The following is a 12,005-nucleotide window of genomic DNA, read 5'->3' on the forward strand; positions in this document are numbered from 1 at the left end:
GATCTACTATGTCGAACTCTGTGACGTTCTTCGATGAACCTTATTATATAGAAATCAATCGCGCCCGCTGGGCAATGGCGGAAGCTGTATTAGACCGTTTGCCCCGCCTCGACCGCTGCATTGATGTCGGCTGCGGGCCTGGGTGGTTTTCTGAACGATTGGTCAAGCGGGGTTTGGACGTGCTGGGCTTGGATGGTCGCGATGAGCTTGTCGTGGCAGCCGCGGCCAGGGTTCCCAAAGGGAAGTTTATAACTCAGGATATTACGAACCCAAACGCAGTCCAGGACCTCCAGCCGGCGGAATTGGTCTTTTGTTTTGGCCTTCTTTATCATCTTGAAAATCCCTTCGCTGCGATCCGAAATCTCCATCGCATTACGGCTCAATATTTGTTTATTGAAACACAGATTGCACCCGGCGAGGGTAACAATCTCGTGCTGGTGTCCGAAGGGCAGAATCAAACGCAGGGCCTAAAGTTTCACGCTGTCATTCCATCAAGGCGTGCGCTCGTGAAAATGCTTTATGTGGCGGGTTTTACCTCGGTGCATAGATATACGGGCGTAGTGCAACATGACGATTTTACAGACAGTCTCGAGCGACGACACCGTCGCGAAGTCTTCATGGTCGCAAAGAATGTTGCGCTCTCGCTGCCTGACTTTATTTTAGAGTCCGAACCTGCAACGCCGAAAATAGACTATTCACGATGAAGCTTTCTGTCGTACTTGGAACCTACAACCGCCTCGATCAACTCATGCGATGCGTGGAAAGTATCATTCGTGAAACGACAGCGTCTACAAAGATCTACGTGACTGATGCGGGTTCTACCGACGGTACAATCGAATACCTTCGATCCATTGCGTCTGAGACGATCATACCTATCCTGGTTGGCGAGAAGCTCGGCCAAGCGAAGGCCTATAACGACGTATTCGAGATCGTGGACACCCCCTATGTCTGCTGGTTGAGCGACGACAACGAGGTTACCGCGGCCGGATTAGACCGTGCGTTAAAGATTCTGGAACGCGATTCGCGTATAGGTATGGTCGCGTTGAAGACGAGAGACGTGCAAGGACCGTTCCTCGGTACTCCCTACATTGGAGGAATTTCTCCGGCCGGCATTCTCAATGTCAATCAGGGGATGCTTCCCACATCGGTGCTCAAGGAAGTTGGCGGCTTCTCCGAGGAATTTCGTGACTATGGTATAGATCCTGCGCTAACCGCAGAGGTTCTCTTCTCGGGCTACAAGATAGTCTATACTCGTGAAGTCGCTCTGCTACACTATAGAAACTGGAATGAAGATCCAAAATCGGAAAACCGCCAATGGATTAGGGAGCGCCACGCGCGCGCCAAGGAGCTCTACCTAAGCCGCTATTCCACTGAATCGATGAAAAGCAGCAAGGCAGCTTCGAAATTCCGCGGCGTTATGAAACGAGTCGGGCGTTTCTTTTTTGCACGAGCCTCAATGCGAAGCAGCGCATTGGCGAGAGATCTTCTCAACGTCACAACGGCTAAATATATAAGTTTTATGGATCCAGTTTTGACTTGGAATAAGTCATATCATTTGGTTCAGAAAATCCCTGTTGGGCGCCAACGTATTACAGGGGAATTCAAAAGAGAGGACGGCTAAGGACCGTTGTCTCAGTTGAAAAGCGACAGATCCCGCGACCGAACGATTTTTATTATTTCCCGTGAGCAGGTCTCGCGCTGGGTGCGTGAGCCTATTCGACAGCTTCGGCAAAGAAAATCAATTTGTGCAGTGATTGCGGGTCGAACATTGTCCGACGATGTTTAGCGCCTCTTTGGGTTTGCATGGGACCACGGATCGCGGCAAAGAGACTAGAAAGCATGGGCACGTTCCTTTTCGCGGCATAGTAGGTTCGGCGAAAGTCCGCGAGTGGCACGGATGCCGGTCTGGTGAATGAATGAAGAAGACAGTGAAAATTGATATCTTCCCTACGGCGGTTGCCAGACTGTTCAACTCGGATTTGCGCGGCATCCGGAGCCGACTGTTTCGGAGCAGTTGGTACCGCAGCTTTCATCTCGCATATGTGAGATGGCGTGCGCGCCAGGGCGGCCTGCCAGACTGGACAGTATGGCATTCCCAATCCAAGCTCGAACAGGTGCGCTCCCCTTTGATCAACGGCAAGCGTGTTCTGATTGCAACAGGCACCGCCGGACACCTGCCATCGATGACGATGGAAAGCCTGCTTGGAATGGCATTGGCGGTTCGTGGCGTCGATGTTGACTTCTTGCTATGCGACGCGGCTCTGCCCGCCTGCATGATGTGCGAGATCAGTTGGTATTCTGACGTCGACAGGCTCGCCAAGCATGGTCCAAAAGACCGCTGTCTGACATGCTACCAACCATCGGCTGAAATGCTTAACCGAGCTGGCCTCAACGCGATCGGGCTCAATTCGAAACTGACCGACACCGATCGCTCCAGGGCGAAGACGATTTCAATGCAGATGCAGTATAGCGAAATCGCAGCATATACGGAGGACGGCATTCCTATCGGGGAGCACGCGGCCGCGGGCGCTCTTCGTTTTTTTTCAAGAGGCGACCTTGAGACGGTGCCCGGAGCCGAACCTATCCTTAGGCGTTATCTGGAATCGGCGCTTCTGACTTATTATGCGACGCGTCGCCTGCTTGCCGAAGGTCACTACGACGTCGTGGTGTTGAATCATGGAATATACGTTCCCCAGGGCATCATATCGGAAACAGCTCGACACCTCGGCGTGCGAGTAGTGACTTGGCATCCAGCCTACAGACGGGGATGCTTCATCTTCAATCATCATGAAACCTATCATCATGGATTGATGACCGAACCGGTATCGTCGTGGGAGGATATGACCTGGACCGACGTGCAGCAGCAGCAAATCTCGCAGTATCTCCGTAGCAGATGGATTGGCGAGCAGGACTGGGTGAAGTTTCATAGTCAGCCAGAATTCGATGCCCGTTCGATTCAGAATGAGCTCGGCATTGATTTCCAACGTCCAACTATCGGGTTGCTCACCAACGTGATTTGGGATGCGCAACTGCATTACAAGGCAAACGCCTTTCCGAATATGGTCGATTGGTTGATGAAGACGGTCGCCTATTTCGAGAAGCGGCCCGACCTGCAGTTGCTGATAAGAGTTCATCCGGCCGAGCTCACAGGGACGCTTCCATCCCGGCAGCCCGCTGTCGACGAAATTCGACGCCGGTTTCCTAAGCTGCCGCCCAACATTTTCATTATCCCGCCCGAGAGCAAAGCAAGCACCTACGTGGCCATGTCTCACTGCGACGCCGTTCTGATCTATGGTACAAAAATGGGCGTCGAGCTTTCGGCTAGCGGAATACCGGTCATCGTCGCTGGTGAGGCCTGGATCCGTGGCAAGGGTGTTACGATGGATGCAACCTCGGAAGAAAATTACCTGCGCTTGCTTGATATGCTGCCACTGCGCAAAAAGCTGGATGAAGTAACGATCGCACGGGCGCAGAAATATGCTTATCACTTTTTCTTTCGCCGTATGGTGCCTCTTAGTTGCATTAAAGAGCGAAAGGGCTGGCCGCCATTCGCCGTCCATATAGATAGTTTGAACGACCTTGCACCCGGTATGTCGGCCGGGCTTGACATCGTTTGCAACGGCATTATGGCGGCGACACCCTTCATCTACCCCGCAGAGGACCTCATGGGGGAATCACAGGCCGGAGAACGACGTGAGAATCAGCATTGACGCAACCGGGTTGGGCAGCTCGAAGACTGGAACGTCAGTCTATCTCGTCGAGATCTTGTCGCGCTGGAGCCGAAATAATTCTATCAACCACGAATTCACGATCTTCGCGAGTGAGAAGGCCGTTTTGCTCTGTTCGGAAGCCGGGTTGGACCATCGGTTTCGTTTCGTCCGTGCACCTAACAACCGCCATATTAGAGTGATCTGGCAGCAACTAGTGATGCCGTGGCATATACGCCGGCTTAAAATCGATGTGCATTGGGGGACTGCATTCGTTTTGCCGGTAGCCTCGCAACGGCCAATGGCCGTTACAATACATGACTTAACTTTTCAACTGTTCCCGGAGGTCCACCAGCGCTTAAAGCGCTTTTACTTTCCCGCAATTATGCAACGCTCAGTGGAAAAAGCGCAGGCCGTCTTTGTGGTATCACGGACGACAGAAACAGACCTGGAACGGATCATTCCAAAGAGCAAGGGAAAAACTACCGTCACGCCGCTGGCCGCACGCGAACTGGGCCCGGCTACGCCGGCCCCCCGCGACCAATGCACCTCAGGCGACTACCTGCTCTTCGTCGGAACTTTAGAACCACGAAAGAATCTTTCACGATTGCTCAGCGCCTGGCAAATGCTCGATGACGCCACGCGGGGCAGCACGCGGCTTGTCGTCGTCGGCGCCACGGGATGGATGGTGAGCGAATTGGTACAAAGCCTTAAGACAAACAGTACCATAGACGTACTGGGACAGGTCAGTGATTCCGCGCTGGCAGAGCTTATGCAAGGAACCAAGGCCCTCGTATATCCATCACTCTACGAGGGATTTGGTTTGCCTGTGGTTGAAGCTATGGCGCGCGGAATACCTGTATTGACCGGTGATACCGGCGCTACCGGGGAGATCGCTGAAGGCGCGGCCATCCTTGTCGATCCAACGAATGTGGATGCCATTCATGACGGACTAGTGAGGTTGCTGACGGAACCGGAGCTGCTTAGCTTCCTTTCCCTCCAAGGCCGCGAGCGGGCAAAATCATTCTCTTGGGAACGCACGGCACAAGTGACATTGGAAACCCTGGAAGTGTTGAAGCGAGCATGAGCGATATATGCGTGTCTATCGTGAGCCACGGACAGGGGAAGATTGCAAATCCGCTGCTGAACGATCTAGAACGTCGGTGTTCCGGGCACAATGTTGTCCTGACCAAAAACATTCCGGAAGAATTTCCAATTCGCGATAGACAGTATCCGCTCCTGCAGATCGAAAATCCTTCTCCTAAGGGCTTCGCGGCAAATCACAACCAGGCATTCCGGCATTGCGACAGTGGTTTGTTCTGCGTCGCCAACCCTGACATCCGGCTTCAGGCGGATCCATTTGGTCACCTAAAAGCGGCGATGAGTGATCCCAGGGTCGGCGTTGTGGCCCCTCTCATACTTAATCCCGAGGGAACCGTTGAAGACAGTGCTCGATACTTTCCTACCCCCTTTGGTCTTCTCCGGAAGGCGTTGGGCAGGAGTGACGGGAGGTTTCCGATAGATCTGAACCGGCCTTCAGCGGTTGATTGGACTGCTGGCATGTTCATGCTTTTTCGGTCCGAAGCCTTCGCGGAAGTCGGCGGGTTTGACGAAGGCTTCTTCCTCTACTACGAGGATGTTGACATCTGTGCGAGGCTTTGGAAAGCAGGCTGGAAAGTCATTCTGCAGCCGACAACCTCCGTGGTCCATGATGCTCGCCGCACAAGCCACACTAACCTGAAGTATATGCGATGGCATGTTTCTAGCATGATGCGGTACTTCGCAAAGCATCTCGGCCGCAGGCCAAACATAAGCAAAATCACCGGACGCTTGAACCTCGACCTCTGACGACCGGGCACGGTGGTTACGGTTGATCCGGGGCGGTGTGGTCGGGATTAGAGCTTCGGCGGTTTTGAATTTTTGAATACGCCGAGTGGCGCGGTGTGATTCCTATTCGCCTGATCGAACGTTGTCCGGGTTCGTGACGGGAAACGCGCCGCAGCCGGTACATTCAGTTAGTCGTGATTCTACATAGAGGAAAACGGCAAAATCTGGGCGATAGGCGTCGAGAAAAGCGGCCGGAAATTTGTCTGACGGATCATCGGAAACGTTGTTCAAGTTGATTGTGGCAGTCTGGCTGAAAACCTCGCCAAAGATCGCGGCCATCCGATTTGTGAATGAGTCTCCCATCAACGCCACTTTGACCTTCTGCACGTGGCTGTTCTCGTAATACGCCAAGCGGCTACCTAGGGGCAGCAGCTTTGCCCATTCGGGCGGCGCCGGTGATGTGAACCGATACTCGCCGTTCGGCACTGGGACCCAACTTTCGTCACGGAAAGGCAAACCCATCATCTTGCCAAACGCGGTGGGTTGATAATAATCGACCTTCAGCGTGTAGGGCGGGTATGGCGACGGGGCGATCGCCGGGAAATACTTTTGGATGTGAGCGGCAATCTGTTCAAAGGCTACAAATGATCCATGCTGAGTCGCGTGCGGGTCCGTGTGGTAATAGAGCTCGGATTTCTCGGAAGCTTTCATGATTGCCTGGCGAACAGGAACTATGCTCTCAGGCATTGTGTTCTCAAGTGCCTCATAAATCTGCTCCGATTCAGTCGGCAAGTCCTCATCAAAATGCCATGCCCTTGGCATGTATCTGTTGCCGTAGATCGCCGACTTTGTCGGCATGAAGAGAACGAGCATGTGAATGCCGCGCTTATCGAGCCAACGTTTTCGTTCAATGAGGGCCTGCTTGACCTTGGCTATGTATTCGTCGCTGAGCCGGCGCGGGGCAACCGAGCGCTGACCGTCGAACTCAGCGCCAAAGATCCATGGACCAGACCCCACGACAACGTTGGGAGCAAGGGTGGATCTGAAGTCGGAGTAGAGCAGTTGATTGAAAGCGGCCACAAGAGGCTTTCGGAAAGCGAAGTTGTCCGTCAGCCAAGCGTCGAGGCCGCGGACGTAAGAATTGACATTCCCTTGCCACTCGGGGCGCTTCGCCATTTCCCGGTTTTCGTCGACGATGGATGGTGCCTGCCATCCAATTAACGTGAGAGCACCGTTTAGGCTCAAAGCACCGAGTAAAAGAATGGGCAACAACAGTTTCAGGACTAAACGATAAGCCGAAGTGGCGGACGCATTGGGCCGGTCGACGGCGAAGGCTTGAGACGCGTCTTGCTGCATTAGCTCAGAACCTGAAATAGAGGAAGGCCTGGAGAGTACTCGCAGCCGAAGCCGCGAGAGCAGCGGCGGCGATCGCGACAAGCGCCAGCATTCTTGTGGCTTCCTGAAGCGAGTTGGCAATTAAGACACCACCGGATAACTGGCGGGATCCAAAGATCCTGGCGGTGGCGGGGTAGGTGCCAAGTGCCAGCGCAGAGCCCACGCAAAAGACCGCGAGAAGAAAGGGATTGTAAAGCCGCAGGATATCGGCGGGTGCATCATGGATGCCGCCAAAAAACAGTGCAGACAAATAGCCCGTTGCGTGGTCCACGCTCGTTGCGCGGAACCACACCCAGCCGAGAAGAACTGCCGCAATGGTATAGATCTTGCGAAGAAGGATAGGCCAACCTTCCATAAGCCGTCCAAATTTTGTGCGCTCAAGCGTCAGTAGAGCGCCGTGCCACAGGCCCCAAATCAAATAAGTCCAGTTAGCGCCGTGCCAAAACCCGGTAGTCGCGAAAACGATCCAAAGGTTGAGGCTGGTCCGCAGCGGCCCACACCTGTTGCCGCCCAAGGGGATGTAGAGATAGTCGCGAAACCATCTCGATAACGTCATATGCCAACGTCGCCAGAAATCCTGAACGCTGATAGCGGTATAGGGCATGTTGAAGTTTTCGGGGAAGCGAAAGCCGAACATCAGGGCAAGCCCGATCGCCATGTCCGAATAGGCGGAGAAATCGAAATAGATCTGCAGCCCGAACGATGCGAGGCCGATCCATGCAGTCGGACTGCTGAGATCGCCGGTCGGCGTGCTGAAGATATAATCGACTGGAATGGACAACGGGTCTGCGATCAGCAGCTTTTTGGCCAGCCCAATGACGAACCGTTCAACCCCGGCGGAGAAACTCTCGACTTTAACGGATCGATCCCTGAGGTCTCCGGCGATTTCCTTGTACCGAACAATAGGCCCGGCAATGAGCTGCGGGAAGAAGGCCTTGAATACGCCCATGCGGATCAGGTTCCTCTCCGGCCGTACTTCGCCGCGGTAGATATCGACCAGATAGCTAATCGCCTGAAATGTGAAGAAAGACACGCCAAGTGGAAGCGGGATGTGCAGCGGCGTAAGAAGGGCAAGCCCCATAGGAGCAATTGCGGCATTCAAATTCGCGGCGATGAAATCTGAATATTTGAACACGACCAGGACAAGCACATTGGCGGTCAGTCCGACGATGAGCCAACGCCGCCGCCATCCCTCGGAGCTCCTGTCAATGAGAATCCCCAACAGGTAGTTGGTGACAATTACCCCGATGAGAAGCCAAACCAATCTTGGCTCGCCCCAGGCATAAAACGCCAGGCTCAAGAGTAGCAGGGAGATGCTGCGAAAGGGCAAGAGAAAGTACGTGGCAACGACGAGCGGCAGGAAGAAACTCAAAAATACCGGGGATGAGAACAGCATCTGCGTGTCCGTGTTAGCTGTCGCCTAATATCCTGGGACAACCGCAGCGGTCAATAAACCTTCGAATATCGGCATCATGAATAATCGGGCGGTGTGTCAATCACGGCGCACCACAACCGCCACCCTTCAACAATCCAAAGAGTACCCATGAACGAGCGCATTTTTATGCGAGTATCGCACGTCGCTGTTCGCCGGCTCTCTTGCCGAGTCTCAAGTCGAAGGCATGGAAGCAGTGCTGGACGAGGCCGGTACGTCTTTTGTCGACCCTCGCTGGCTGGCTAGCATGCTTGCGACAGCCTTTAATGAGACAGGCCAGACTATGCAGCCGATCCACGAGCGCGGCGGCACGGTCTACTTCTTCAGCATGTATGATCCGAAAAGGCAGAGGCCAAAGGTGGTCGCCGATCTCGGCAACACCCGTACCGGCGACAGTGTCAAGCCCCGCCGCGCCGACCAGGCGCTACAGATTGGTATACCAGAAACGCACTGAGGCAGCCCTCCGGCTGAGCGCAGAGACCCACAACAACTGGAGAAGGCCATTGTTGAAGATACCGGCAGTAATAGCTCCAACTGCCGGGCCGCTGACTAGGGGTTCGCGCCCGGCAGCGAGTAGCGCATCTAGGGAAAATTGGCTGGGGAACCTGGATTCGAACCAAGATCGACGGAGTCAGAGTCCGCTGTTCTACCATTGAACTATTCCCCAGCAAGCGAACCGGCGGGCGGTCGGCTGGTGTGCGGCGCTTATAAACAAAAGCCGGGGGAATGCAAATACCTGTTTTGAAAAAAATCCTTCAAGGCGAGGACAGATGCAAGCGGCGCCCAACTCCCTTGTTCAAAAAAGAATTTGGCGATTTCGGCGGGCGCTGATATTCTTGCCGCAACGCAAAAATCAAATGAGCGCCTGCTGCATACCCTTTGGGACTTGCGCGGCGCGATGGAAAACGAACGTGGAAGACCCCGAAGGCGGCGTTAAGCCGCAATTTGACGGGGCGTCGGCGGCAGGGCGCAGGGATGGCAAGAAGTCCAGGCGCCGCAAGGGCAAGCGCGGCGGGCAATCCCGCAACGCGGCTCATCCCGCTTCGCAAGAGCTTTCCGGCACTGCCGGACAGCCTGCGCGCCCGCTAGAAGAAGCACCCGGGAATCCGGCCCGCAAGCGTAAGCGCCGTCGCCGCGGCGGCCAAGGTGCTGCGCAGGACGGCTCACTTCACCCTCATGCCACCGAACAGACCGGAGCGGCAGGTCACGCCGCCCGGCCCGACAGCGATTCGGCGCCGAGCCGGCGCAATCGCCGCAAACATCGCGGCAAACGCGGTCTTCAGGGCCGGCCGTTGATACCGGGAAAGCCTTCCGGCGCGACGCAGCAGGAAGGCCGCGCGGAAGAGACAGCGCGCAGCACCGAGCCGCGCGAGGCGCAGAATGGCGCAATCGCCAGCCGCAAGGGCCGCGGGGATAGCGATGCGCGTCCCGGGCGCGAGGGAGATCGCGAGCACGTATGGCCGGACGAGCTCTACGCCGCTCTCGACCTCGGCACCAACAATTGCCGCCTGTTGATCGCTCAGCCGACCCGTCCGGGGCAATTCCGCGTCGTCGATGCTTTTTCCCGCATCGTGCGCCTCGGTGAAGGCCTTGCGGCAAGCGGCCGGCTGTCCGACGAGGCGATGGACCGGGCAATCGAGGCGTTGAGGATCTGCGCCTCCAAGCTTGGGAACCGTGAGATCCGCCGCATGCGGCTGATCGCCACCGAAGCCTGCCGCCAGGCGGTCAATGGCGAGGAATTCCTTGGCCGGGTCGTCGCCGAAACGGGGCTTGCGCTTGAGATCATCGATCGGGAGACCGAAGCGCGGCTTGCCGTCTCCGGCTGCTCGTCGCTGGTCGGACGTGAGACGCGCTCGGTCGTGCTCTTCGATATCGGCGGTGGTTCGTCGGAGATCGCCGTTATCCGCATCGGCGACAACCGTTTCAGTCGCCTCGCCAATCACATCACCCATTGGACCTCGCTGCCGGTCGGCGTCGTGACGCTGTCGGAGCGTCATGGCGGGCGGGACGTTACGCCGGAGGTTTTCGAAGGGATGGTGAGCGAGGTCGAAGGCATGCTCGGGCGCTTCGATTGCCCCGAGATCGAAATCGCCCAGACCGGCGATTTTCACCTGATCGGCACGTCGGGCACGGTGACGACGCTTGCCGGCGTCCATCTCGACCTGCCGCGTTATGACCGGCGCAAGGTCGATGGCATCTGGCTTTCCGATGGCGAGGTTTCCGCCATGCAGGCCAAATTGCTTTCCTGGGATTTTGCAAGCCGGGCCGCCAATCCCTGCATCGGTCCGGATCGGGCCGATCTGGTGCTTGCCGGCTGCGCCATCCTCGAGGCGATCCGCCGCCGCTGGCCGAGCCCACGCATGCGCGTTGCCGATCGCGGCTTGAGGGAAGGCCTGCTGACAGACATGATGGCCGATGACGGCGTGTGGCGGCGTAACCGCAACCGCCGCGGCCAGCGTGCTAGATAGGGAGAAGCCATGACCAAGGCACCGATCGCGGGAAACCGCACCGGCCGAAAGCTCGGCCAGCGCGTCAAGAACAAGAAGATGAAGGCTTCTTCCCGCCAATGGCTGCAACGCCATATCAACGACCCCTATGTGCAGCGCGCCCAACTTGAAGGTTATCGCGCCCGCGCTGCCTTCAAGCTGCTGGAGATCGATGAGAAATATCATATCCTGCGTGGCGCCAAGCGCATTATCGATCTCGGGGCGGCTCCCGGTAGCTGGTCGCAGATTGCCGCCAAGGTCACCGGTTCGACGGATGAGGATATCCGTGTGGCCGCGATCGATTTCCTCGAAATGGCCCAGCTTCCCGGCGTGAAGATCCTGCAGCTCGATTTCCTTGATCCGACCGCGCCGGAAAAGCTGATGGAAGCCGTCGGCGGCACGCCCGATCTCGTCATATCGGACATGGCGGCCCCGACCACCGGCCACCACCGCACCGACCACCTGCGCACCATGCATCTCTGCGAGGTGGCGGCCCATTTCGCCATTGAGGTATTGGGGGAGGGCGGACATTTCCTCACCAAGACCTTCCAGGGCGGCACGGAGCGAGACCTGCTCGCCATGCTGAAGCAGAATTTCCGCCAGGTCGTCCACGTCAAGCCGAATTCCTCACGCGCCGAATCGGTCGAGATGTTCCTGCTCGCCAAGGGCTTCAAAGGGCGAAAGACCGACGAGCAGACAGAGGAGGCTTGATCTTCGGGCCGGTCCTGTCCGATGATGGGCGATCCCGGAGTTGAACAGCTGATCCAATGCTTCTTTACGTGACGATCGGAACCAACGACCTTTACCGCGCAGGGCATTTTTATGATGCCGTACTGTCTGCGCTCGGCTATCGCCGCCAGCATTATTCGGAGGAGGAAATCGGCTATTCCGCCGACGGCGATACACGCTGCCGTTTCTGGGTGGTGACCCCGTTCAATCGCCGCCGGGCGAGCGCGGGTAACGGCGCAATGGTCGCGTTGGCCGCCGAAACGCGGGCGGCGGTCGATGCATTCCATGCGGCGGCGATCGCAGCCGGCGCTGTGGATGAAGGCGGGCCGGGCCTGCGCCCCTATCATGCGCATTTCTATGCCGCCTATGTGCGCGATCTCGACGGCAACAAGCTCAGTGCCGTCTGCGAAAGTCCCGAATAATCCGAGC

At 56.6% G+C, this 12,005-nt stretch carries 11 protein-coding genes and 1 tRNA gene; 9 read left to right on the forward strand and 3 right to left on the reverse strand.

What is annotated here, in order from left to right:
* The first annotated feature begins 8 nt into the window (after positions 1–8).
* The 5 genes from NE852_RS04590 (at position 9) to NE852_RS04610 (ending at position 5,555) form a co-directional block, all read left to right on the forward strand.
* Entirely contained in the window at positions 9–704 is a 696-nt protein-coding gene (locus NE852_RS04590) for a bifunctional 2-polyprenyl-6-hydroxyphenol methylase/3-demethylubiquinol 3-O-methyltransferase UbiG (protein ID WP_008529634.1), read from the forward strand.
* On the forward strand, positions 701–1,621 hold the full coding sequence (locus NE852_RS04595; protein WP_008529633.1) for a glycosyltransferase family 2 protein: 921 nt from the start codon (positions 701–703) through the stop codon (positions 1,619–1,621). The genes NE852_RS04590 and NE852_RS04595 overlap by 4 nt, the downstream gene beginning before the upstream one ends.
* Before the next feature lie 295 nt (positions 1,622–1,916).
* Positions 1,917–3,710 carry a capsular biosynthesis protein gene (locus NE852_RS04600; protein ID WP_258156231.1) on the forward strand — a complete coding sequence of 598 codons (1,794 nt, stop codon included), beginning with the start codon at positions 1,917–1,919 and terminating at the stop codon, positions 3,708–3,710.
* Complete coding sequence (locus NE852_RS04605; RefSeq protein WP_008529623.1) at positions 3,694–4,794, forward strand: glycosyltransferase family 1 protein; 1,101 nt, start codon at positions 3,694–3,696, stop codon at positions 4,792–4,794. The genes NE852_RS04600 and NE852_RS04605 overlap by 17 nt, the downstream gene beginning before the upstream one ends.
* Positions 4,791–5,555 carry a glycosyltransferase gene (locus NE852_RS04610; protein WP_008529622.1) on the forward strand — a complete coding sequence of 255 codons (765 nt, stop codon included), beginning with the start codon at positions 4,791–4,793 and terminating at the stop codon, positions 5,553–5,555. Before NE852_RS04605 ends, NE852_RS04610 begins: the two co-directional genes overlap by 4 nt.
* 102 nt (positions 5,556–5,657) lie before the next feature.
* Here NE852_RS04610 and NE852_RS04615 read toward each other — a convergent pair whose 3' ends face one another.
* Both NE852_RS04615 and NE852_RS04620 read right to left on the reverse strand, forming a co-directional pair.
* The gene (locus tag NE852_RS04615) at positions 5,658–6,890 is read right to left on the reverse strand and encodes an alginate O-acetyltransferase AlgJ (RefSeq protein WP_008529619.1); all 1,233 of its coding nucleotides are present in this window, start codon (positions 6,888–6,890) and stop codon (positions 5,658–5,660) included.
* 4 nt (positions 6,891–6,894) lie between these two features.
* Positions 6,895–8,325, reverse strand: a complete 1,431-nt coding sequence (locus NE852_RS04620) for an MBOAT family protein (RefSeq protein WP_008529617.1) — start codon at positions 8,323–8,325, stop codon at positions 6,895–6,897.
* A gap of 223 nt (positions 8,326–8,548) precedes the next feature.
* Here NE852_RS04620 and NE852_RS04625 point away from each other — a divergent pair, with 223 nt between their 5' ends.
* The gene (locus NE852_RS04625; RefSeq protein WP_008529616.1) at positions 8,549–8,815 is read left to right on the forward strand and encodes a hypothetical protein; all 267 of its coding nucleotides are present in this window, start codon (positions 8,549–8,551) and stop codon (positions 8,813–8,815) included.
* Between the two features lie 139 nt (positions 8,816–8,954).
* Here NE852_RS04625 and NE852_RS04630 read toward each other — a convergent pair.
* A tRNA-Gln gene (locus NE852_RS04630) sits at positions 8,955–9,028 on the reverse strand.
* Between the two features lie 244 nt (positions 9,029–9,272).
* Here NE852_RS04630 and NE852_RS04635 point away from each other — a divergent pair.
* From NE852_RS04635 to NE852_RS04645, 3 genes are read left to right on the forward strand one after another with little or no spacing between them, the layout of a single operon-like run.
* On the forward strand, positions 9,273–10,829 hold the full coding sequence (locus NE852_RS04635) for a Ppx/GppA phosphatase family protein (protein ID WP_008529612.1): 1,557 nt from the start codon (positions 9,273–9,275) through the stop codon (positions 10,827–10,829).
* Positions 10,830–10,838: 9 nt separating this feature from the next.
* Positions 10,839–11,558: an RlmE family RNA methyltransferase gene (locus NE852_RS04640; protein ID WP_008529611.1), complete on the forward strand. Its 720-nt coding sequence runs from the start codon at positions 10,839–10,841 to the stop codon at positions 11,556–11,558.
* A 56-nt stretch (positions 11,559–11,614) separates the two neighbouring features.
* On the forward strand, positions 11,615–11,998 hold the full coding sequence (locus NE852_RS04645; RefSeq protein ID WP_008529610.1) for a VOC family protein: 384 nt from the start codon (positions 11,615–11,617) through the stop codon (positions 11,996–11,998).
* Positions 11,999–12,005 lie beyond the last annotated feature (7 nt).

Origin of the sequence: Rhizobium sp. Pop5 (assembly GCF_024721175.1) — a bacterium.
Taxonomy (GTDB): Bacteria; Pseudomonadota; Alphaproteobacteria; order Rhizobiales; family Rhizobiaceae; genus Rhizobium.